The following is a 22,485-nucleotide window of genomic DNA, read 5'->3' as shown; positions in this document are numbered from 1 at the left end:
TGCCATTCAAGTTCGTGAGGTATCCGCCTTTACGGCTTACTGGCCTTGCCGGCAGCGCCGAGTGCCTCTAAGGCTTCTTTTCTCGCCGCTTGAATATCCTTGCTTTCAATCGTAGTTGCAGATGCTGAAGCTCCAGCATCGGGCGCAACGACAACAGGTTTTGGCGTTTCTTCTTTTGAACAGGCGAATACGCTAAAAAGAATTACCAATGCACCGATTGTTTTCATTTTTTCTCCTATTGAGTTAACGCTGTAGCAAATCTTTGAGAGCATTCTACAACGTTGCTGTAAAGCATCGCGCTATCGCTGAAGTTGGCGGCGCCGTGGATGAAACACCTCGATCATTGCGAATATTGCACTCCAGGATTTAATGGAGAAAATACGAATCCGTTAAAGCATAAAATTCCGTAGCTACTTCGCAGTTGGACGGCTGGTTTCGCTTTTTTTCAGCCCGACGGTCTGCCCGGTTCCTAACATGCAGCGACTCACTTCCTATCGAGACCGTCTGCCATGAATAAATTATCGCATTCCTCTTCCGCCGGTACATCGCTGGATTCTTCAATCAAGAAGCAAACGGTCACGGAAGAACAAAAAAATTTCCTGATCCAGATTGCCGTGCTGCTCGGCATCCCGGCGTCGAGATATACAGAATTGATTGCGCCGAAGGCATTCTCCGGACCATCGGGTTTCGACTGCCGGCTGCATTTGCTTGACGCTCAATGCTCCGTCTTTCCGGAAGTCGCATTACCGCTCTCCGCCAATGAGCTGATGGGGCCGGAAGTTGGACAACTGCTGGAAATTCAACGAAAGCTTCTCACCGAGTTCGGCTGGTATCTGGGAGTTTCCGCCGAGGGCCTGCTGCAACTCAGCTCGATTGCCTGGATCGACGAAGTCGATGAAATCGTAAAAACGCTCGATCTGATGAATGCGGTTGGAGCAATGGCAGTACAGCAATTATTGGACAGCGCCAAACCAAACCCATAGTCGAAAGGACCAACGTGACTTCTCCGGTTCCAGTACGCCCCGTAACGGGGTTGCCGCACGATCTTTCAATATCGACGCCGGAGGACGACCGGCCTGCCGTGTCAAATCCCCGTTCCGCTTCGCAGCGGATGGAACCGGGCGGCGGGCCGCTTCAGGCTCTGGCCGAGTCTTCCGGCAGGAGGCGGATGCGATCGATGGATGCGTCTTCGCGTGAATTGGATCTTGCGTCGCTACAGGCCGTACATCATTCGCCAGTAGATCCTGAGGCCGGCGCCAGCGTAGCCGACGCGGCGCAAACTCCGGCAACAACTTTAACTAACACATTGCCACGTACGGCAATGCCGCCGCAAGAGAGGCGTTTCCATTCCTCGCGATTCACCAATACACCATCAGTCGATAGCGGCGAAGTAAGACGTTCCGCGTCAACGATCGGATTGCCCCGGCATCCAGGTGTATCGTTTCGGCGGGAAGAACAATCGGCGCAGGCGACTCCGGAAAATGTCACGCCCCGACATGAGGAACGGCATGAGTCGGGGCCGCCAGGCCATGGCGACCATGAATCCCTGCTAAGGGCTGGAGAGCGTTCTGACTCCAAGCAGTGGAGCATTGACTCGAGGATGATTTTTGGTGGTTCGCACTCAAGAGATTCTTCAGTGGGCGGATCTGCATCCCTACGGTTGCCGCCTCGGGCGGCGGTCGGCGGAGACATGCCGGAATCGTCTGCGGCCGGCCGTAAATCGGCGACGGCGTCCGGTTCCGGCGTATTTCCGCCATTTCAGTACAGTGCGGCGATTCGCAGCGGCGAACGAACCGAGTCGCTTCCGATTAACGTCGGCAGGCGTCGTTTACCTGCCTCATCGGAAATTCAGATTGACGACAGATCTGCTTCGGCATCTCATCTTCGGAGCCGGCCTGGACATAGCCGCACCGATCATGGCAATGCCGGCCGGCCGGCTCGTCCGGTCCGAGGGGACGTGGTAATCGATATACCGGAATTGTTGCCGGAACAGCAGGTCAACGATGAACTTAAGGAACTACGCTGGCCGGCTCACCTTTCGCCAGAATCCCTTACCCAGCAAGTGGGGCTTGAAAAAGAGTACGTCACCTGGGCAGGGAAAGTCCTGACCGCGCGCCAGAAAGCCTTTGGCGGACATGGCTATTCAATGCGGCAAGACATGTCGACGCCATTGCATTCCGCTCTCTTGGCGGCATTATATGAAGGCGCGCGTCAATTCATCGTGGGAACGTCACGCTCTCCCCTGCGCAACACCATTGTTACGGCTACCAGGCAGCGCCTTCAGAATGGAAAACTGGTCGGCGAGCTTGGTAATGATATCGGGCCCGCCCTGCTGGGCGGTGCGGCGAGCGGCCTGACGGCTTACGCCGTGGACAGCTGGTTGATACAGGCCATGGATCGTCGCGCCAAAATCTCCAATTTCCCAGCGCTGGCGGCGGTAGATCTGAAGGCGCTGATACCTGTTCCAGGAACGGTGCGCCTAAGTGTGAAAGATGGCGTAAAGGAATACTGGCGTCCGGCAGCGGCCGGCGGCGGTTTAAGCGCTCCTTCCGAGGGTGCGGAGAATAGCCTGGGGGCCGGGCAAAACATCTCGCATCTGGCGTTGAAGCACGAAGCCACGGCTACCCGCAATTTATTGTCGATGAAGCAAGGCGCTCTGGATGGGAAGGGGCTGGTAACGTGGTTTCAGCCAGGAATGATGGGTACCGCGAATGTGCTGCGCCGAGTGGTATCGAGCGCGAGCGCATTGACAAAGCCACTGCCGGTTTTTGGCGGAACTCTTCTAACTTCCTCAAGTGCCGGCGCCTTGAGTAAATTTTTGATAGCCATGGCCAAGGCGACTCCGCACCTTGCACAAACCGAGGTCGATAACCTGTTAGGTGGAAAGCAACGCGTTAATCTTTATTCCGTCAAAGTCAAGAACCCCGACATTCCTGCAGCAGGCTGGAGCGATATTGCACGCTTGCCGCATTTCGTGGGCGGAACCCTGGTTGAAGCCGGTGCACTAGTCAAACAGACTTTGGGCCCAAAACAGACCTGGGCCAGCCGTGTCGGCCAGACCATAGATGTATGCCGGGTCATGCTTGCCAGTACGACTTCGAGTGTTGTGCAAGCCGGGACCGGCCCGCTTCTGGCGCAATTTCTGCGCAGCGGCGCACCGGGTCCGCTGCCCGGGGAATCGTATAAATCCAGCGCCAACCTGTTGCAGCAGTTCGGGCAAAGCACGATCAACGATTACGTCTGGAATGCGGCGAAAGACTATACCAAGGCCCATTCTTACGACCTCGGCGCCGAATTGGACCAGGCGCGAGACCAAAAACAACAAACGCTGCAACTTGCGACCCGGACGCAGACCCAGGAGTGACGGCGGCGAGTATCCGGTTATCTCATTTGACGATGGCGATTGAGCATCGATCTCGAGGTGATTAGTGCAGCTCAAATAAGCCGCAGAGATCGTAGGAAAAACCCTACCGAAAAACCTACCTTTCCCGATAGCTTTCTGCACCTGTCGCTGCATACTGACATGTTCATGCAACGGCATGGCGCCGCTGCGTTGCCTGCCGGCAGAAGCCATACAGGCAGAGCTCACCGAGGCGCCGTTGCATCCGCGTTTTCTCTTTTCCTAGACGAGGCCTGGGCGGGACTGACGCATGCGGAAAAAATAATGGCTTCGTGAAAATATCAATAATACGAAAGTAAGCAAGATGAAAATTCGCAGCATGTATCTCCGCTCTGCCAGCGCTATGCTGTTTTCCGTTTTTGGACTGATGTCGACACTGGCGCAAGCCGACGTGCGCATTTCCGGCTCCGATACGGAAGAAAATCTGATCACCACTGCCGTTACCCAATATCAGCGCGGCAGTAAAAGCGATATCAAGGCCGAATTCAAGGGAACCAGTGTCGGTTTCAAGGACCTTTGCAAAGGCGCAGCGGATATCGTGCCGGCATCGAACAAGATACAGGCCGATCAAGCCAAAGCGTGCGCGGATAAAAAAATTTCGTATCTTGAGTTGCCAGTCGCTTACGACGCCGTCGCGGTGATCGTCAACAAGGCGAACAATTGGACCAATGACTTGACGATGGCAGAGTTGAAATCGATTTTCCACCCCGAGTCTTACGGCAAAGTGACTCACTGGAACCAGGTGAGAATGGCCTATAGCGATGCGCCGCTGAAAATAGTATCGCCCGATACCAAGTCGGGGACCACCATGTTCTTCACTGAGCGCGTGAATGCCATGCGAGGCTTCTTGCGGGGCGACACCACGATATTCAGCGACCATGGCAAGATCATCGATGCGGTATCGGAAGATGTCAACGCCATTGGCTTCGTCTCTCTTGGCGCGTTGGTCGAGCGCAAGGGCAATGTCCGTCCGGTGCCGATCAATTTCGGAAAAGGGGCGGTAATACCAGATGCAAGCTCGGTATTGTCGGAAGCCTATGGGTCATTGACCCGGCTGCTGTACGTGTACATCGCCCAACCGGCATTAGCCAAGCCTGAAGTTACGGCATTCGCCAGCTATCTGTTCGAGAACGGCGACCGCTACGCGCGTTTTTCGGGATTCGTGCCGCTGACGGCCGCCAGTTATATCAATAACCTGCGGCGCATAAAGGCCGGGCAATAGCGGCAGGTCTAGCCAACAGCCGCTGGATTGCCGTAAGTCGTGGTTTCGAGCTGCATCAGGATTCATCCGTTTTTATCACTAGAGGAGACTCGCATGTTTCGCAATCCGCTTATCGCAATTCCGGGCTTGCCAAATGCATTCCTGCCGCAGGCGCCATATCGCCTGGCAAAGTCCTCGGCAGCCTCAAGATTGAGGTATGCCGGATTGTTGCGGACAGCACCCTCAGTTTCTCCGCCGACCATGCGACGGGTGACGGTAGCGGCCAGTCTATCGGGCAGTTCCTGCGCTATCAGGTCAAACCGGATAAAACCGCGATGTTTACGATGGATGTGTTTTCGTTGCCGTCATGTACCCGCAAGGCTGAGCAAATCAGCTACGGATGTACGATAAACCAGGGCATCAGGTTCTTCATGAATGAAGTTTTCACCAAAGAAACTCCCTGAACCGCGTCTCCTGCGGTAATGCCGTTCAGTCAGGAGGCAAGCATTATCTCGTCGGGCCTAGACGGGGGCGCCTAGGCCGGGGCGATCATACAACCCCTTCCGAGTCATTCGATGTAATGACCGCCCGCGCCGATTACCGTAACCGTGACGAATTTCGAACCTGTATGGTTGTTTTCATCGTAATCCACGATGAAATCGCCGGCATCCCAGTGATGCATCGTTTCCAGCGCCTTGGCCAATGCCGGCCTGCCGGGATTCGGCCCGGCGCGCCTTAAACCCTCCACCATCACTTTCGCTGCGATATAGCCGTCAAAGCCGATATAGCTCGCCACCAATTTACGCCCGGCCGCATTCGCAGCTTTCAATGCAGCCTGATATTCACGGGCGATGTGGGTCTCGCCATTGAACGGCGACGGCGCTACTTGCGATATCACGATGCCCCTGCTTTCGCTGCCAAGTTTTACAACCAGCTGATGTCCGCCGATAAGACTGCGCGCGAGAAACTGGACCGGAAACTTATCGGCAGACTGATTGAATTGCCGTACGAAGGCAACGGCATCGTCACCGGAGACGCCCAGCAGGATCGCTTGCGGGTGCATCTTGATTATCTTGAGCACGACATCGGCCGGTTGCATCGAATTGAGCTGCATCGTCGCGACACCGACCGGCGCTAGCTTGATTGCCTTCAATTTTTCTTCCAGGTCTTTTTGCAAAATGGCGCCGCCGGGGCTATCGTAGCGTGCCAGCGCCACTCGCGTTAATCCCATCGCCTGTACATGGCGCAGCAAAGCGTCCAGTTCAGTAGAATAGCTGGCGCGCGTCATGAACAGGATGTGATTGACCGGACCTGCGTACAGCGTCTCATTGCCGGCGTACGGCCCGACATACGGTACGCCGGCAGCAGTGGCCAGCGGCAGCGAAGCGAAGACTGTATTGGTGAACATGTGGCCGAATAGTGCCAGCAGCCTGATGCTGCTCGATCAATTCTTTGGTGTTGACTTGAGCGCGTTTGGCATCGTAGCCGTCATCCAGCGTGATTAAACGGATGCGCCGGCCGTTTACGCCGCCTTCCCTGTTGATTTTTTCGAAGTAGATTTGCGCGCCGTCTCGATAGGTTTCTCCCATTTCACTGAAGCTCCCGCTTAAAGGAGCAGATTGACCAAGGACGATATCGGTCTGTTCGCCGGCATGCGCCGAAAAGAATAAATGCGACACTGCCACGAATACAACTAACCTGATAAGCATATGTCTAAATGGCATTTTAAGTTCTTGGATTGAATATATGGATGGATTTTCGATCTTGCCGAGCAAGGGGGGGTAATCTTGCATTTTTCCCCACCGCCGGCTATTTATCGTCAAGCACCTTGGCCAGGCGCATTACCGTTACGCCAGGCGCCAGATGGCGCAGCGACGGCATGATGATGACGCAGTTGTCGTAAGGCGTGAAAATCTCCCGGTCGCCGTCACGTGCGATGACAGTGCCGGCGCGCTCGATCAACTCCAGTCCGCGGAAATCTTGAGTAAATTCAAAACCGGTCGTGTCCGCGACTATCGGCTGGGTTACCTCGAAAAACTGCTGGCTTAAGGTTTTGTCTTGCGTCAAAAAACTATTCAACTGAGTTGCCGCGACAACCCCTGTCTTGAGCAGGAAGCGTGACGCAGCGTCTAGCGCGACGTCCCGGCTCCGCAGCGAAAAATGCTGTCCGCTCTCGATCAGCAATGCATTCTTCGGACTGGCTGCGTCGCCAAAGCCGCCGTAGTCGCGCATCCGTCTTCCGTTCGCGTGGCCGGCATCGACGATCACATGTTCCGGCGCACCGATTTCCGCGGCAAAGCGGATGCCTTTTTGCAACGGTCCGCTTAGCAATAATGGCGGTGCTTCCTCGTGCATCGAATGCAGATCCAGTAAAAAATCGACACTTTCGACAATTGGACGCAATTCCCGCGCGCGGCGCAATTCCACTGTATCGTCGCCGCTGTCGAGGCGGGATGCCGACCAGACGCGATTCAAGTCTTCATCGATGAAACGCGTCGCGTCCGGGTTGTTGCGATCGAAGCGATGATAGGCCTCTACATTCGCAAAACCAAGTGTGATGCGACCTTTAAGCGGGCGCAGTTCGGCCCGTAGCAACTGGTCGACCGCGATCGCGCCGCTGACTTCATTGCCATGCGTCAGCGCCATGATCATCACATGCGGACCGGGGACGCCGCTGTCAAATGCATGTACATAGTCCACGCCGGCTGTTCCGCGCCGCCATCTGCGGATGTCGGGAAACGCCACCTCCATTGGATAGGCTTGCAACATGGCGCGTATTTGTTCCAAGGTATTCATGATTCCGCTCCTGCTTGAAAAAAATGCCGGACGCGCATGACGATCCGGCAGAAATAATGTGAATGCGTGGTGACAGATGAGCCGTGACAACAACCAGGGTTTAAAATGGCTTGCGAAGCGCCATCCGGCGGCCCAGTGCAAGTACCGCGACAATGCTGATCAAGCCGGTTGTCATTACATAAAAACTGGGCGCCATCTTGTTATTGGTGAAAGCAATCATCCAGGTAACGATCAGAGGCGAAAAGCCGCCGAATATGGTCACTGAAAAATTGTAGCTAAGGGCTAATCCGGTGCCGCGGGTGCTAGTCGGAAAAATGTCCGACAGCATTGCCGGTATCGGTCCAAGGCATGCCGCGAGCAACAGCCCGACTATCGCCTGCACGATGATCAGGGTCGTCACGGTTGGCCAGGTGGTCAACATCAGGAATAGCGGATATGAGGTGGCGCCGATCATCATCATCGCAATTGACAGTACCTTGAATCGTCCGTGACGGTCCGACAGTGTGCCGAACATCGGCGCCGTCACCATCAGAACGAAACCTGTCACCATGGCGCCGAGAAATGAAGACGTCGCTGTAATATGCAATTGCTTCAATGCGTAAGTCGGCATGTACACTTTGTGGACGTAGTTGAAAGCAGTCGCTCCGGCAACCACGCCGATACCCAGCAACAGATTCAAGCGATCATTGACCAGTACCGTTTTCAGCGGAGATTTCTCCTGCTTGGCGGCGGCAAGTTTCTTGAATTCCGGCGTTTCGTCGATCTGGCTGCGAATATACAGGCCGACTGGTCCTATCAGCAAGCCAACGCAAAAAGCTACCCGCCAGCCCCAATCATTCAACTGGCTTTCCGTCAATACATAGCTAAGAAGTGCGCTGACGCCGGCGGCAAGCACCGTGGCCAGCCCTTGTGTCGACAATTGCCAGCTGGCGAAGAAACCGCGCCGCCTGGCGTCCGCATGTTCAACCATGAAAGCGGTAGCCGCACCGAACTCGCCGCCGGTTGAAAAACCTTGCAGCATGCGGGCAGCGATGACGATCAGCGGTGACATGATGCCGATCTGGGAATAGGTCGGTGCGAAAGCAATCATCGCCGTGCCTGCCATCATGAAAAGAATCGAAAGTGTCAGCGATGCCTTGCGTCCGGCGCGGTCGGCATACGAACCCAGGATAACCGCGCCGAGCGGGCGCATGACGAAGGAAATGCCGAATGTACCGACGCTGAGCAGCAAAGATGTGGTTTCGTCCGCGCTGGGGAAAAACAGTTTGCCGATTACAATTGCGAAATATCCGTAGATCAGCAAATCGTAAAATTCCAGCGCGTTGCCGATGCTGGCGGCACAGATTTCCTTCCAGGGATTACGCCTTGCGACCGGCATTGCGCCTAGGTCGGGGGAATGAAACTGAGCTGACATGAGATATCTCCGGAATAGTAATGAGCAAGAAGTGTAGGGCGATGTTTTTTGCGCTCATTGCTATTTCGGCAGCGATCGCTGCTCATTCGGCGTAGCCGGTTTGGCGTGCACGCAACCGGTGCTGGGTACAGCTCAAAAAGGACTTATTTGGTGCCGTGATGCACGTAAGGAGTGCAATGCACGGTGCGAAGTGCGGCCCGATATTCGGCCCCGAGCATCATGAAAGCGATGTCATTTTCGTACTTGTTTTGTGGCCGACGATAGACCCTGCCAGATCGCATCCACCCGCGCATTGCTGTTGCGGCGCGAGCGGTACAGCGAAATATCGAAGCTGACGCGCATGCCGGCGTCGCCAGCGACCGCCAGGTGGCCCAGCTTCAATTCATCCTGCACCAGCCTCTGCGGCAACCAGGTCAAGCCGGCGCCACGCTTGGCCATTTCCAGGATCGCTTCGTAAGAATCGGCCTGGCAGACCATGTGCAGCGGCAATTTGTGCGTCAGGCCCGCCAGGTGCTGGGACAGCACGCTGCGCAGGGTCAGCGTTGGAGAATAAGCCAACCAGGGAATTGGCGTATCGCCGGTGGGAGAGATGCGGAATTGAGGGCGTCCTTTTGCATTTGGCGCACTGACGGGCAATAACGTTTCGTGATCTAGCAAGATGGATTCATAGAGATTGGGGTCGATCAGCAGCCGGGTGGATGGGCTGCCGTAACTCAACAGCAAATCGACATCGCCGGACGACAAGCGCATGATCCCCTCCTGAGCGCCGCCGGTGCTGAGAGACACCAGGAATGGACCGAAACGGCGGTTGATGGATTCACACCAGTCAGGAAAAAATGTTTTCGCCAGCGTCCGGCCTGTTGCAATTCTCAGCGTCTCTTCCGCATGCGGCGCAGGGTTTTGCAACTGGGCGCGCGCTGCATGCAAGACATCCAGCGAATGGGTTGCCGCGTCCAGAAACAACATGCCGGCTGGAGTCAGGGAAACCGGCTGTTTGCGTTCCGCCAGCGGTGCGCCGACCCATTCTTCCAGTGCGCGAATGCGGCGGCCGAAGGCTGGAGACGTGACAAAACGATTTTCTGCCGCTCGGGAAAAATTGCGTGTCCGAGCCAATTCGACGAAATCCTCCAGCCATGCTAGTTGCATTTTTATCCTCTGGTTAATCGAGTAGTCCGACTGGCCTGGCTCGGCTAACGATCCGCTTCGGCATGCGGTAAGTTGGCTCCGGTCCTGCATCCAGATGATACAGGAGCCGATATCGGCGTGGGGCTACCAGCGCGCAGGTTTTGAGCGGGGACAAAATGCATGGCAGGCTAAAAACAAGGCATTGCACCAGCGATCCGGCAGGACAACTTAGCCGTAAAAGCGGCTGGCTGCCAGACCAGATCGCGATGACGCAATTAGCGCGGCGCTGCGGGAATCCTGTTGTTCTCAGAGTCGTACCTGGCCTCCGGGTACAAGACGTCCTTGGCGTCTACCGTCAATACGCCAAGGAAATTAAATTGTGGTTCGCCTTCCGCCGTCTTGCCGACTTTGCAGAAATGCTCGACGCTCTTGGGAGAAACGCCTTCCGCGTTATTGGCCATCAATCCGGTGAATTCGGAAACGATTTTTTCCAGCATTGCCTCTGCTTCGTCGTCGGTCGGCAATTCCTGGTTTTTTTCCACTTGGTTGGCCAGCGCAATCTGGGCATGCGCCGCCTGATACAAGCGTACGGCAACGCTAGAGCAAATTTCTCCCGGGGTACGTTCTTTCGGGGTCATGGACAGGAAATGAACGCCATCCGAGGGCTGCGCCTGCGGCGGCGCATGGGTGAAGGGATCCGACGCCACCCGCAGGATATCCTTCTGGGCCGCATCGGTAAATTTTGTAAATTTGTCGCCCGGTTTCATCGAAGTGCCCAGGATGGTTTTGCTATAAGGGACGTCCTGCCACATTTGACCCGCCTGGGCCGCCCAGTCGCCCACATTCCTGTCGGTGGGTTTGTAGACCCAGTATTGGCCTTCCTGTATCGAGGACGCCTGCACACGCATGGTGTTCGACGTACCGAGTCCGCCACGCGCTTCCAGTTGTTCCGCCTCGCCTTTCCCATCCAGCTCCGTCTTGACCGGATTATGCTGATCGTGCGCCCACATCATGATGTGAAAACAGTTATCGTCGCCTTGGTTGTCCTCGATGCCATTCAGGTTGGGCACCATTTGCAGTCCCAGGGAAAACGCGTGCGCCTTCGATTCCGGAATGCTTTCCTTACGCACCAGAATGCATCCGGGGAATAAATCTTCTTTGCCGATTTTATGAGTGAAACTTTGGGTTGCCTGCGTATGGAGCGCAGCTTCGGTCCCCGGCTTTTTCAACCATGTCTGCACCTGGCCCTTAACGTATTTCACCAGGTCGAGCGTATCTTTCACTTTGACCGTATCTGCTTCTTTGACCGTAAATTTGCCCTTGACTACCATTTCATCCATCTTGGCATCGAGCTGAGATACGTTGGTAAATGCGTTCTGCAGATGTGCTGCAAGCGCGGCAGTGCTGACGCCGCCTTTATAGTTGCCGTTCTTTCGGGGCGCTTGTTCAGTTGCCGGGGCCGGTAGTGAGCTGCTTCCTTTGCTGCCGAAAAGGTTGCTGCTCGCTACCTTCTTTCCGCTGCCGGAAAGCGAGTCCAGTCCAGGCAGCGATTCCCGGGTTGGCGATCTGCTGCCGCTGCGGCGTGCAGCGTTGGCGGTTTGCTGTTCTGCAGCTGCTTCGGTATCGATATGCTGGGATGTTGGGGGGGCGCTTCTGGTGACTTCCATTTTTTACTCCATGATGTGATGACATTACATTCTCGCGGCCGGAAGCCGGCTGTTGAGAGGCCGGCGGCGAATTTAGTCGGAAAATAGCGAAGCAGATGACAACAGGATGACAACGGGCTATCAGGAAACGACAACGGCTAGCAAGCGCGATGCGAAATGGGGCCGTCAGGCACGAATCCAGACATATTCGCCAGAGGCGATATTTTCGAACATGTCGTCCCGCGCCTGGAACATGTTGTCGCGCCAGTAACGGCCATGCTCAAGATAGTGATCGATGAGGTCGACCAGCCATTTCCCATCAATTTCATCGTCCAAGGCAATGCGACTGATCAGCACGATGCCGCCGGTATCTACCTCGAGTCCAAGCTGCGCCTGGTCTTGCGCATAGACCGCAAGGTTGGCTTCCAGCAGCAATCTGAAGATACGCAGCGTACGGCCGGCCGTGACGATGCCCAATTGAAAATTGGCGTAGATGGCTTTGGGGTCGTCATCGAAATAATCGATTGCCACTTCGAAGCCGTCAATTTCGAGCAAGCCTGAATTTACTGCCCCATCGACGTCGGCAATTTGCCGAATCGCACACAGATCTCGAATCAATTCGTCGCGGCGTTTGATGCTCATGAATTTACACCAAGAGAAATTGGAGATTGAGGGCTCGACAAAATACGAAATGGCATGTCGTCAAGGAAAATTGGCAGGTATCCGGAACAGCAGCAAGCAGGCAGCTGGCCGTCAGCCAACGATATCTTTGGCGGCTTTAAAGCCCATCGTATGGACTTTGGCCAAAGTATTGGCCAGATCAATGGCGTTCTCCGCCGCAGCCGCAGCTTCGATGATATCCATTTGTTTATCTGTATTCAGACCGGCGATGGCAGACATTGGGGCGCCCTCGGATTAGAGCTTTGCATTTAAAAAAATGGCCGACATGTCGAAGAAAATCGGCCGTGCCTGAAAATTAGCCGACGACATCTTTGGCGGCCTTCAGACCCATCGTGTGAACTTTAGCTAGAGTGTTAGCCAGGTTGATGGCGTTTTCTGCGCAGGCTGCCGCTTCAATTTCAGCGATTTGCGCACTTGCATGTATACCTGGAAGGACTGATTTTTTCACTTTGATGCTCCTTGAGAGAGGCGGTGCAGATTGAAAAAGAGGCTGGTCGACACTCCGACGAGTGCCGGCCGACCGCTTGCTACGCTGATTAGCCGACGATGTCTTTTGCAGCCTTCAGGCCCATGGTATGGACCTTGGCCAAGGTGTTGGCCAGGTTGATGGCGTTTTCTGCTGCCGCTGCTGCTTCGATTTCAGCGATTTGTGCACCTGTGTCCAGACCTGTGATTGCTCCTGCCATTTTGATTCTCCTTGATGAAAGTGGTGTAGATTAAAAAGAACTTGGTCGACGCCTTGAAGGCGTCGGCCGCTTGCTACGCTGATTAGCCGACGATGTCTTTTGCAGCCTTCAGGCCCATGGTATGGACCTTGGCCAAGGTGTTGGCCAGGTTGATGGCGTTTTCTGCTGCCGCTGCTGCTTCGATTTCAGCGATTTGTGCGCCTGTGTCCAGACCTGTGATTGCTCCTGCCATTTTGATTCTCCTTGATGAAAGTGGTGTAGATTAAAAAAAGAGCTTGGTCGACGCCTTGAAGGCGTCGGCCGCTTGCTACGCTGATTAGCCGACGATGTCTTTTGCAGCCTTCAGGCCCATGGTATGGACCTTGGCCAAGGTGTTGGCCAGGTTGATGGCGTTTTCTGCTGCCGCTGCTGCTTCGATTTCAGCGATTTGTGCACCTGTGTCCAGACCTGTGATTGCTCCTGCCATTTTGATTCTCCTTGATGAAAGTGGTGTAGATTAAAAAGAACTTGGTCGATGCCTTGAAGGCGTCGGCCGCTTGCTACGTTGATTAGCCGACGATGTCTTTTGCAGCCTTCAGGCCCATGGTATGGACCTTGGCCAAGGTGTTAGCCAGGTTGATGGCGTTTTCTGCTGCCGCTGCTGCTTCGATTTCAGCGATTTGTGCACCTGTGTCCAGACCTGCGATTGCTCCTGCCATTTTGATTCTCCTTGATGAAAAACATGCTTCGATCTCGAAGCGGGCTAGATGGACTCCGTAAGGAGCCCGGTTAAAATGTGCAATTCCCGTATGGGCGTTACACAAAACTGGGTCGATGCCATGTAATGCAGCCGCATGGCACTGAAGACTGATCAGCATTACGCAAGCTGTTCTACTGCATTGCGGCATAATTCGGCCGCCGCTCTCAATCCATCCACGATTACGCCGCCGGTCTGACGCTCGCTCGGATCTGCGCTGGCCCGGTTGGCCTCGGCGGCGCTGAGCGCCATCTGTTCCAGCGCCTGAGCGACCGCATTCAATTCGGAGGAATGGGCTGGATCGCCGGCTAACTTAGGTAGCGCGTTTAAAGTTTTGATCAGCGGTTCTGTCATATATTCGTACATTGCAATTACCTCATTGGAAGCGGAGCGAAGCGCGTTGCGGCGAAACGAAGCTTTTCGTGCCGTCGCTTGACGCGAAATATTGCAGGCCGTCGACTGCCAGCGCGGAACCGATATCCTTGGCAGTCGCGATTTCGTCGGCACGCATGACATTGACATCGACCTGTTTGACCAGCGGCCCCAGATCGGCGCGAAATTGTTCTACAACTTTGTGGACGGCCTCAGGGTGCAATACGGTTCCTGTCACTGCAAAGACGCCGCCGCCCTTGTATTGCACATTCACGTCGGGGGTGCGCAGTGATTCCTTGAGATCGCGCACCACTTCGTCCGCCGCCCTGACGTTCCACTTCAAATGCCCTGATGCGACGGCATGCGCCGCCTGATAGACCTTGGCTGCGGCAGCTTCCTGCTGGACGATGCCGCTGACGTTAAGCACGCCGTCTTGCTCGCTAATGGTCAGGCCGTCCTGGTTCAGGTGCGCGACAGCCAGTTTCAGTCTTTCCAGCGATGCTTGCGGTGGCGGCAGAACGCCGCTCCGCAGCGGATTCGCGCCGGGCACGATCATTGCGGTGGCTGTCACGGCCGCCAGCAGCGACGAAGCCAAAACCAGCCAGCTGATGGTGGCGTGGCGCGCCCAGACGGGGACGGCCTTGACTGGATGCCGAGCTGCCGGCGCCTGGTCAGGAGAATTTTCCGAAACGGCTTTCTGATCGGTTTGCCGAGTACACACCAAGCGCAGCAAGCTGATGTCGGACGGCCATGGTTCGTCTGCAGGTCCTGCACATAGAACAATATCGCTGAAGCTGCGAGGTTCGAAATCTTCAAGTCGAACCTGCTGCTCGTTGCCATTCAATATGCCTGTCGCCACCTTGCCTTGTTCATCCAGCGTAAGCAACATGGCCGGCGCGTCCCAGTCGGAGATTTGAATTTCAGACTCGGCGTCGCAGCCGACCGTGGTATCGCCAATGGCCAGATTGATCACTGCTCCGGAGTGATGACCAGTCAATACGCGAATCTGTTTATTCATGGACTAACTCTCTTGTTCGGCTGTTGAATCGGGATCGATCTGGCTGCTGCCGCTTTCCACCTTACTGCTTTGATGCAAGTCTATCTGTCCGGTTTGCCGGCCACAGGCCGAGGCGCGAATTCATTGGCTTGCGAACGAACTTGACTACCATCCTCGGCCACGCTGGATAAGTGCGGAAAGCTTCGCAATGCCGATCGCGCGTTCCATGTCTGTGCGCTTGCGGGACAGGTTCAGCAACAGCAGCGGCAACAGCAGATTCATGGTTTCCTCGGCAGGAGTGCGTGCTCGGCGGGCCGCCGGGCCGGATCGAACCATCTGGATAGCGGAAGACGGATCGCCGGCTTTAATTGCTGCCGATGCAGGCTGCTTTCCCGCTTCGATCAGCGCCACCAGGCGGTCGCGCACCATGTGCAAGGTAGTTGGCTGCGCGCGCGCTGCAACCGGCATTTGCAAAAATTCGCGCATGATTGCCAGAATCCTGTAGGTTGTGCCTGATTGTGCCTTGCCGGAAACCAGGTTGTCGCGCGTTCCGAGCAATGCTGTTTCGGCAGCCGCCTGGGCCTGCAACGGCAACTTGGCGCCGAGCGCCAACGGCCAGGTGTCGAGCAACGAGGCCTCTTCCCGGATGGGATGCTTGGCGACCCGCATGGTGTCGATAACTCGCGCCGCGTCCGCGGCGTGAAATTGCATGCGCCCGGCATGGCTGGCACTGTCGCGGCGGCCTTCGCGCTGGTCGCGGTCGGACGGCCTGCCATCGTCGCCGGATTGGCGGAGATTTACGGTGCTGAGTTTTTTCCGTTGCGAAGAGGCATGCTCTTCCAGCATCATCAGCAAATCGTCGCTCATGGCGCCTGATTCCAGCTGCTCCGGATCGCTGCTGGCGCCGCGCCGCGCCGACTGCCGCCTGGCGCGCAGGGCAGAAGCCCGGTGGCGATGATGGCCGGGAATTGGAAGCTGGATCGGCTGCTCCTCATCTTCCACCTGGCTCAGGTTGCCCCAGCTGCCGATACGTGTGATGCTCATGGGAAGATCACCTGGAACACCGAACGCGCATAGTTCTGGATCGCGGCGGCGGCCCATGGCGCGCTGATAACCACCACCACCGTGACGACTATCATTTTAATGCCCTGCGAAATGCTGGAATCCTGCAGTGAGGTAATCGCCTGCAGAAAAGCCACTACCAGGCCGGTGATTGCGGCAATGCCGACCACCGGCAGGGATACCAGCAAGGCCAGCGTCAACGCCTGCGTCGTCATGTGGGTGATTGCGTCGTATTCCATGGCTTCACCGATAAGTGGATATGAGTCCGTGGACCAAAGTGGACCAGCCGTCCAGCGATATGAACAGCAGCAGCTTGAATGGAATCGCGACGTTGCTCGGATTGACCTGGGATAATCCCAATGCCATCAGCACATTGGCGATCACCAGATCGATCACGATGAAACACAGGTATAGCAGGAAGCCGATCTTGAAAGCCGCGGTCAGTTCGCTCAATACGAACGCCGGCGCCAGTACGATCAAGTCGTCCGGCTTCAGCTCCGCGGCTCGCTCCGGCGGCCATATCTGGCGCGCCGAGCGCATGAAAAACGCCTTCTCGCGTTCCGATGTATGCTTGCGCAAAAAGGTGCGAAACGGCTCGCGCGCAGCATCGAACAACGGCATGATCTGCGATCCGGCGGTTTGTTCGCTCGATAGCTGCGCGTGCTTGACAGCTTCCATGCCGACCGGCGCCATCACGAAGCATGAAATGATGATGGCAACGCCGTTCAGCACCGAAGTCGGCGGCACTTGTTGCAAGCCGAGAGCGTTGCGCAGCAGACCGAGCACCACGACGATCTTCGTATAAGACGTCACCACCATCGCGGCGAACGGCAAGATGGCGAGGGCAAGCGCTGCGATCAGCAGCGACGCAATGTCAGGAGAGCCGGTCATTGCGTTCTGCCATGCGGTGGATTTGCAGGCCTAGCTGGCCGCCGACTGCCACCAGTTCGCCAAACGCCAGAACCTGGCCATGCGAAACCAGCCGGATCTGGGCGTCGTCCACTGGCACTGGAAGCTCCAGGATGCAGCCGGATTCCAGCGCGGCGATTTGCGCTATCGGCAAATTAAGCGTGACAATCTCAAGATGGACCGGAATCTCAAGCTGTCCGACGTCGATGTGCTCTGCAGCTTCCGTCACTTCCCGTTCCGCAAGCTGGTCGTTGTCTAGATTGTAGGTCGTCATAGGTTTGTTCTCCAGGGTTATGGTGTGTGCCGCGACGCTTGCCTGTGCGGTAGCGCACCAGCCGTTGCCGACGCCCCAGCGCAGCGTGACGTTGTCGATAGCTGCGCCGCGTATGTGGTTTCCGCGCGGTTGCCAGCCGAGCAAGATGTCGCCGCAGCGTAAAGAAGTGAGCAATGTCTGGCTGCAATGGCGGCTGCGCAGCCGCAGATGGGTGGGCAGGGATAGTGCAGCGGGTAATGCTTGCGCGGCGCCGGGTGCAGCCAGCCATTGCCGCTCGAGCAGGGTCGCCAGCGGCAGCGGCAGATCGACGATCACGGCAACCTCAGCAACTCCAGGGCAAGTCTTTGTCGCCGCGAGCCGGAATCCAAATGTCAGCCCTTGCGTCGCCGTCGATATGTCGGTCAGCGTCAGTTCCGCAACGCTTGGCTGCGGATAGCCGTTGGCCGCCAGTGTTTCGAGCAGTGGCGCCAGCCACAGGTTGGCCAACGCGGTGCTCCTTTGACGGTCGCTGTCGAGCGCGATCGCTTCAAGCGCCGGATGGCCGGACAGGTCAATGAGTACGGTCAGTACGCCGTGAGAGGAATCCAGGCGCAGCGTTGCAGCGCGTTTGAAGCTAGTCGATGCCGCCGGCATTGCATGCAATTCGATGCCGGCAGCGCTGGCTGCAATGCGCATCGTGCTGCGCGCATCGAATACACCTCGGGACAGACTGGCCAGTGCTGGCGGATATGAGCGCAAGCGATTGGCGATCGGTGTTGCCCTGACTTTTTCCGTGACTTGCTTATGCATGAGAATCCGTCTCTTTTTTGAAGGCTCAGGCCGTCTCGACATCGATATCTAAGCTGGCGTCGAGCCGGGAACGCAGACGCCGCAGCAATGCATCCGTGTTCAGGCAGATTAGGTCATTGGCCCGTGCATCATTGGACTCGAAGCGAAGCGACAGCCGGAATGGCGAAAGTTTTAAATGCAGATTGGTCTCAGGCAGGATGGCCGGATTGAGCACGATGGCTACTTCCCAGGTTCCGCCTCTCTTGACCGCAGGCGACGAGCAGAAATTTGCGACGCGTTCGGCCAGATGCTCAACGATCAGGTCAGCTTCCGCTGCCTGCGAGCATTGCCGGATCATGTGCGCGCGCAGAGCGGCGAGTCCATCCCGCTCTGCGTCGTTGCCGACCGTCGCCTCTGCGGCCGGCGCCGCCCGGCTGTCCTGGTGCGGCATGCCTGGCGGAGTTTCGTCGCGCTGGTCGGCGTCGTCATCCATCGATCTATCTTCGGAGCCGGCGCGGGCGCCGTCTGTCAGCTCCTGCCGGGCGGCGCCGAGAAGCGTAGCGAAACGCGTTGTCCGCTGGCGTGCTGGCCGGCTTGGCGTGTTATCCGAATGTTCAGAAGAAAGTCGCAGGACCCGCAATTCGCGCGCCTGCCGGAAGCGGTTATCCATGGCTAGAGATTGACCACGCCGACCGGCTGCAGCTCGACGTCCGCTCCCAGTTCCTGGAATGAATACACCTGCAACGCCGGAAAGCCTTGTTCGATCATGCGCCGGAAGTAGCGTCGGATATCCATTGCCGTAACGACCGCGAGGCCAGCCGCTGGTGCGTTGCCGATGGCGCTTTGGACAGACTCCAGCAGGGCATCGATTTGCTGCGGTTCAAGTGTCAGGAAATTGCCGGCCGGAGTGGGCTTGATGGCCTGGCGAATAGTCTGTTCGACATCGGCTTCGAGCATGATCGCCTGCATTTTTCCGGTGCCTGCCGTCGCCCGGTGGGCGATGAAGCGGCCCAGATCGCCGCGCACGTATTCGGTCAGCATCAGAACATCCTTTTCCTTGGCGCCCCATGCAACCAGGCTTTCCAGGATCGCCCGGATATTCCGGATCGGTACCTGCTCTTCGAGAAGGCGCCTGAACACTTCCGCTATCTTCGGCACGGTCGAGACTTTCTGCACCTCGGCGACCAGGCCTGGATACTCGGCGCCGACGCGATCCAGTATCCATTGCGTTTCTTGCAGCCCGACGAAGAGATGGGCTTCACGCCGCAGTGAATCGAACACATCGTCTGCCAACGCCTTTTCGCGCTGGCTGACCGACTCCGGCATTTCTACCGGCGCCAGCGGCACCTCTTGCAGCAGGATTTGGTATGACAGGCCGGGCAGGTCGGGGGCGGTCCACACGGCGGTGCGCGGAAAAGGCAGGCCGAGTTCTTCCACCAGCCGCAGCCGTATGTCGTTCAGGGCCTGGTTCAAGGCCGCCTCGGCGAGCCGGCCGCTGAGCTTTTTCGATAGGCGTATGGATAATGGAACGGCGAACGCCGGAGCGTGCTGCGCAATGCTGGGCGCGCCCCCTTTTACGCCATCGGTGAGCAGAGCGGAGAGTTCGGTGCCGGAATCGGGCTTGGATTGCTGCTGCTTGCGTCGCAAGCTATAGCCGCCGGCGAAGATGGCAGCCGCCAACACCAGGAACAAAGTGGTCGGAAAGCCAGGCACCAATGCGAACCCGCATAACATGGCCGAAGCGCTGAACAAGGCATTCGCATTGGTTGACAGCTGCGATGCGATATCCATGCCTAGCGAGCGCGGCCGGCTATGCTCGTCAGCCACGCGCGTGATCAAGATGCCGGCTGCGACCGAGATCAGCAAGGAAGGAATTTGCGAAACCATCGCATCGCCGATGGAAAGCACGGAAAAGCGGTTGGCAGCTTCGCCTGCGCTCATGCCATGGTAGCTGACGCCGATCACCATGCCGGCGAGGATGTTAACCATGGTGATGACCAGGCCGGCGATCGCATCTCCCTTGACGAATTTCATCGCGCCGTCCATGCCGCCATGCAGCTGGCTCTCGATGGCCAACAAAGCACGCCGTTGCCTGGCGTCGTCGACGGAAATATTGCCGGCCTTGACGTCGGCGTCAATGCTCATCTGCTTGCCCGGCATTGCGTCCAGGGTGAAACGCGCGCCCACCTCCGCTACCCGTTCCGAGCCTTTTGCGATAACGATGAATTGCACGGTTGCGATGATCAGGAACACCACCAGCCCGACCACCAGGTTGCCGCCGACCACCAGCTCGCCGAAGCTCTCGATGATGTGACCGGCTTCGGCGTTAAGCAAGATCGATTTTGTCGAGGCGATGTTAAGCGACAGGCGGAACAAGGTAGTAAACAGCAGCAGGGATGGAAAAGCCGACAGCGATGTGGCGCTGGGAATATACATTGTCACCATCAACAGCACGATGCTGATGGTGATATTCAGGCCCAGCAGCATATCGATCAGGAACGTGGGCAAAGGCAGGATCATCAAGGCGATAACCGCGATCACCAGCGCTACGATGCCGACTTCGCCGCTGATATTGAACAGGCGCGACGATTTCATGTAAATCTCCTTCAAGCTGGATTGACAGCTGTGGTGTGGCCTTTGCCCATATCGTCAACCCAGGCGAGCACTGCCGCTACCGCGTCGAAAAGGGGTTCGGGGATAGTTTCTTCCAGAGCAACCAGATAAAGCGCGCGCGCCAATGGCGGGTTGCCGACGATCGGGACGCCATGCAAAGCCGCCAGTTCGCGGATGACGCGCGCTTCGTCATCGGTGCCTTTGGCAATGACGCGCGGCAAGCCGCATTCTTCTGGCGCGTAGCGCAGGGCGACCGCGTAGTGGGTCGGATTGACCACCACCACATTCGCCTGTCCCACATGCGATTTCTGCGGCGCGTTGGCAAGTTCTTTTGACAGTTTGCGCAGCTCTTGCTTGATTTGCGGATTGCCGTTGCTTTCCTTGTTCTCCCGTTTGACTTCATCCTTGCTCATGCGGTGGTCCCGGATGAACAACCAGCGCTGGATGCCAAAATCGGCGGTGCCTATCACCAGGAAAACGACGGCAGAGATGGCGAGCATCTTGCACAGAGCGCCCCAGGCGATGTTGTCCAACCCCAGAATCGGCTGGTACACGACCCCAATTAGCAATGGCATCAGTATCAGCACGGTTTTCCACAATACCGCGCCCAGAATGCAAGCTTTGATCACGGTTTTTGCCAGCTCTATCATCGAGCGCATCGAAAAGATCCGTTTCAGTCCCGACGCCGGGTTGATTGAATTGAATTTCAGCTCCAGCGGCTTGAAAGCGAGCTGCAATCCGACTTGCGCTGCAATCACGGCGGCCGAAATCAATGCGGCCAGCAGCGCTATCGGTAGGCAAAGGGCCAAGCCACGGGTGCCGGCAGTCACTAGCGCATCGGTATAGCTGAAATTTTCCGATTGTGCATTCGCAACGTCCAGCCCCATGCGCAGCAGCAAACGCAATTGTTCCGTCATGACAGGGCCGCCCAGCGAGAAACCGATCGCCGCACTGAATAGAATTGCCGCAAATGGCAAATCCTGGCTTTTCGACGTTTCGCCGTCGCGCCGGGCGTCGGTCAGCTTCTTCTCACTGGGCTCTTCGGTTTTTTCGTCGGACATGGATGTATACCGAAATAAGGTGTGGGGCGATTATTGCGCCGGCGCGAGGCAGGCAAGAGCGTGAATGCGAACCGGTGCGCGCTGTGGCGAAGCGGGAGGAACTTGCCGAATTCGAGAAGCTGTGGCGCGGCGCGATGTTTCGCTAGTTGCGATGCAGGTTCGTATCTACGACGACAACGACGGCGAAGCTGCCTTATCTTCCGTTACTACCTGCCGCGCAGTGCGTGCTGTTCTCAAGGTGGCGTGCGGGGGTTTTTCTTCGAGGAGCCGGATATGAAGATGGGAAATTGCAGTAACGAGCTGTTAACAGGGCTGATCGAACTATTGATGTTCGGCGCCAAGCATAACCATATCGAGCCAACCGAGCGCCTGCTGGCTGCGGTGCACCTGATGCGGCCGGGTTTTATCGAACTGCGCGCGTACGACGCCTGGATATTGATCCGCCAGAAACGTTTCTCCGACGCCGTGCGTCTGTTGCGGGAGCTTGAACAGCAGCCTTTGCGAGGATCGTTCGGCCCTTACGTCAGCTCACTGCTGGCGATCTGCCTGGCCAATCAAGATGACGAGTCCTGGCGTCACTATGCAAATGAAGTCATGTCGGGCAAGGAGGATGCCGACTCGATCGAGCTCATGACTACCCTGATGGGGCAGGCAGGCGACAAGACGGCGAAGCGGCCGGCCGTGGCGCAGATCGATAAGAGTCAATTGCAGTTTTTGTTACAGCGCCGGCATCTGCGCGCTTAA

28 protein-coding genes are annotated in these 22,485 nt (G+C 56.8%); 5 read left to right on the top strand and 23 right to left on the bottom strand.

The window, feature by feature from the left end; translation table 11 throughout:
• Positions 1-29: 29 nt before the first annotated feature.
• Positions 30-227: a hypothetical protein gene (locus CFter6_RS25850; RefSeq protein WP_150118861.1), complete on the bottom strand. Its 198-nt coding sequence runs from the start codon at positions 225-227 to the stop codon at positions 30-32.
• A gap of 282 nt (positions 228-509) precedes the next feature.
• Here CFter6_RS25850 and CFter6_RS24195 point away from each other — a divergent pair, with 282 nt between their 5' ends.
• From CFter6_RS24195 to CFter6_RS27020, 4 genes are all read left to right on the top strand, one after another.
• Positions 510-983 (top strand): hypothetical protein, encoded by a 474-nt coding sequence (locus tag CFter6_RS24195; RefSeq protein WP_061542063.1) that lies wholly within the window; start codon positions 510-512, stop codon positions 981-983.
• 974 nt (positions 984-1,957) lie between these two features.
• Positions 1,958-3,364, top strand: a complete 1,407-nt coding sequence (locus tag CFter6_RS24190; RefSeq protein WP_061542062.1) for a hypothetical protein — start codon at positions 1,958-1,960, stop codon at positions 3,362-3,364.
• Between the two features lie 355 nt (positions 3,365-3,719).
• Positions 3,720-4,622 carry a substrate-binding domain-containing protein gene (locus CFter6_RS24185; RefSeq protein WP_167351440.1) on the top strand — a complete coding sequence of 301 codons (903 nt, stop codon included), beginning with the start codon at positions 3,720-3,722 and terminating at the stop codon, positions 4,620-4,622.
• Positions 4,619-5,065, top strand: coding sequence for a VirK family protein (locus CFter6_RS27020; protein ID WP_082814970.1), 447 nt, complete (start codon positions 4,619-4,621; stop codon positions 5,063-5,065). The genes CFter6_RS24185 and CFter6_RS27020 overlap by 4 nt, the downstream gene beginning before the upstream one ends.
• A gap of 104 nt (positions 5,066-5,169) precedes the next feature.
• Here CFter6_RS27020 and CFter6_RS24180 read toward each other — a convergent pair whose 3' ends face one another.
• The 22 genes from CFter6_RS24180 to sctU all read right to left on the bottom strand — a co-directional run bounded on the left by CFter6_RS24180 (position 5,170) and on the right by sctU (position 21,741).
• Entirely contained in the window at positions 5,170-6,009 is an 840-nt protein-coding gene (locus CFter6_RS24180; protein WP_061542060.1) for an ABC transporter substrate-binding protein, read from the bottom strand.
• Positions 5,927-6,394, bottom strand: coding sequence for an ABC transporter substrate-binding protein (locus tag CFter6_RS26645; RefSeq protein WP_082814969.1), 468 nt, complete (start codon positions 6,392-6,394; stop codon positions 5,927-5,929). Before CFter6_RS26645 ends, CFter6_RS24180 begins: the two co-directional genes overlap by 83 nt.
• Before the next feature lie 16 nt (positions 6,395-6,410).
• The gene (locus CFter6_RS24175) at positions 6,411-7,397 is read right to left on the bottom strand and encodes a M14 family metallopeptidase (protein ID WP_061542059.1); all 987 of its coding nucleotides are present in this window, start codon (positions 7,395-7,397) and stop codon (positions 6,411-6,413) included.
• Between the two features lie 100 nt (positions 7,398-7,497).
• Entirely contained in the window at positions 7,498-8,811 is a 1,314-nt protein-coding gene (locus CFter6_RS24170) for an MFS transporter (RefSeq protein ID WP_061542058.1), read from the bottom strand.
• A gap of 231 nt (positions 8,812-9,042) precedes the next feature.
• A complete protein-coding gene (locus tag CFter6_RS24165; protein WP_061542057.1) occupies positions 9,043-9,957 on the bottom strand; it encodes a LysR family transcriptional regulator in 915 nt (304 codons plus the stop codon).
• Between the two features lie 254 nt (positions 9,958-10,211).
• Entirely contained in the window at positions 10,212-11,603 is a 1,392-nt protein-coding gene (locus tag CFter6_RS24160; protein ID WP_061542056.1) for a hypothetical protein, read from the bottom strand.
• Between the two features lie 165 nt (positions 11,604-11,768).
• Positions 11,769-12,224 (bottom strand): CesT family type III secretion system chaperone, encoded by a 456-nt coding sequence (locus CFter6_RS24155; RefSeq protein WP_061542055.1) that lies wholly within the window; start codon positions 12,222-12,224, stop codon positions 11,769-11,771.
• A gap of 111 nt (positions 12,225-12,335) precedes the next feature.
• Positions 12,336-12,482, bottom strand: a complete 147-nt coding sequence (locus tag CFter6_RS26140) for a hypothetical protein (protein WP_167351439.1) — start codon at positions 12,480-12,482, stop codon at positions 12,336-12,338.
• Positions 12,483-12,558: 76 nt separating this feature from the next.
• Complete coding sequence (locus CFter6_RS26135) at positions 12,559-12,711, bottom strand: hypothetical protein (protein WP_167351438.1); 153 nt, start codon at positions 12,709-12,711, stop codon at positions 12,559-12,561.
• A gap of 88 nt (positions 12,712-12,799) precedes the next feature.
• On the bottom strand, positions 12,800-12,949 hold the full coding sequence (locus tag CFter6_RS26130; protein WP_167351437.1) for a hypothetical protein: 150 nt from the start codon (positions 12,947-12,949) through the stop codon (positions 12,800-12,802).
• 82 nt (positions 12,950-13,031) lie between these two features.
• The gene (locus CFter6_RS26125) at positions 13,032-13,181 is read right to left on the bottom strand and encodes a hypothetical protein (RefSeq protein ID WP_167351437.1); all 150 of its coding nucleotides are present in this window, start codon (positions 13,179-13,181) and stop codon (positions 13,032-13,034) included.
• An 84-nt stretch (positions 13,182-13,265) separates the two neighbouring features.
• Complete coding sequence (locus CFter6_RS26120; protein ID WP_167351437.1) at positions 13,266-13,415, bottom strand: hypothetical protein; 150 nt, start codon at positions 13,413-13,415, stop codon at positions 13,266-13,268.
• Between the two features lie 82 nt (positions 13,416-13,497).
• Positions 13,498-13,647: a hypothetical protein gene (locus tag CFter6_RS26115; RefSeq protein ID WP_014008324.1), complete on the bottom strand. Its 150-nt coding sequence runs from the start codon at positions 13,645-13,647 to the stop codon at positions 13,498-13,500.
• Positions 13,648-13,805: 158 nt separating this feature from the next.
• The gene (locus CFter6_RS24150; RefSeq protein ID WP_041742774.1) at positions 13,806-14,051 is read right to left on the bottom strand and encodes a hypothetical protein; all 246 of its coding nucleotides are present in this window, start codon (positions 14,049-14,051) and stop codon (positions 13,806-13,808) included.
• 10 nt (positions 14,052-14,061) lie between these two features.
• Positions 14,062-15,075 carry an HrpD5 family protein gene (gene hrpD5 / locus CFter6_RS24145; RefSeq protein ID WP_150118860.1) on the bottom strand — a complete coding sequence of 338 codons (1,014 nt, stop codon included), beginning with the start codon at positions 15,073-15,075 and terminating at the stop codon, positions 14,062-14,064.
• 144 nt (positions 15,076-15,219) lie between these two features.
• Entirely contained in the window at positions 15,220-16,098 is an 879-nt protein-coding gene (locus CFter6_RS24140) for a hypothetical protein (protein ID WP_061542053.1), read from the bottom strand.
• The gene (gene sctS / locus CFter6_RS24135; protein ID WP_014008320.1) at positions 16,095-16,355 is read right to left on the bottom strand and encodes a type III secretion system export apparatus subunit SctS; all 261 of its coding nucleotides are present in this window, start codon (positions 16,353-16,355) and stop codon (positions 16,095-16,097) included. The genes CFter6_RS24140 and sctS overlap by 4 nt, the downstream gene beginning before the upstream one ends.
• Positions 16,356-16,359: 4 nt before the next feature.
• Entirely contained in the window at positions 16,360-17,007 is a 648-nt protein-coding gene (gene sctR / locus CFter6_RS24130) for a type III secretion system export apparatus subunit SctR (protein ID WP_014008319.1), read from the bottom strand.
• Positions 16,991-18,088 (bottom strand): type III secretion system cytoplasmic ring protein SctQ, encoded by a 1,098-nt coding sequence (gene sctQ / locus CFter6_RS24125; RefSeq protein WP_061542052.1) that lies wholly within the window; start codon positions 18,086-18,088, stop codon positions 16,991-16,993. Before sctQ ends, sctR begins: the two co-directional genes overlap by 17 nt.
• A 25-nt stretch (positions 18,089-18,113) precedes the next feature.
• Entirely contained in the window at positions 18,114-18,737 is a 624-nt protein-coding gene (gene sctP / locus CFter6_RS24120) for a type III secretion system protein SctP (protein WP_061542051.1), read from the bottom strand.
• Positions 18,738-18,739: 2 nt separating this feature from the next.
• Positions 18,740-20,662 carry an FHIPEP family type III secretion protein gene (locus CFter6_RS24115; RefSeq protein WP_061542050.1) on the bottom strand — a complete coding sequence of 641 codons (1,923 nt, stop codon included), beginning with the start codon at positions 20,660-20,662 and terminating at the stop codon, positions 18,740-18,742.
• 11 nt (positions 20,663-20,673) lie between these two features.
• A complete protein-coding gene (gene sctU / locus CFter6_RS24110) occupies positions 20,674-21,741 on the bottom strand; it encodes a type III secretion system export apparatus subunit SctU (protein ID WP_061542049.1) in 1,068 nt (355 codons plus the stop codon).
• A gap of 279 nt (positions 21,742-22,020) precedes the next feature.
• Here sctU and CFter6_RS24105 point away from each other — a divergent pair, with 279 nt between their 5' ends.
• Positions 22,021-22,485: an HrpB1 family type III secretion system apparatus protein gene (locus CFter6_RS24105; protein ID WP_167351436.1), complete on the top strand. Its 465-nt coding sequence runs from the start codon at positions 22,021-22,023 to the stop codon at positions 22,483-22,485.

Origin of the sequence: Collimonas fungivorans (genome assembly GCF_001584145.1) — a bacterium.
Taxonomy (GTDB): domain Bacteria; phylum Pseudomonadota; class Gammaproteobacteria; order Burkholderiales; family Burkholderiaceae_D; genus Collimonas; species Collimonas fungivorans.
Note: the sequence above shows the minus strand (reverse complement) of the source record. Positions and strands in the feature narration are given on the sequence as shown.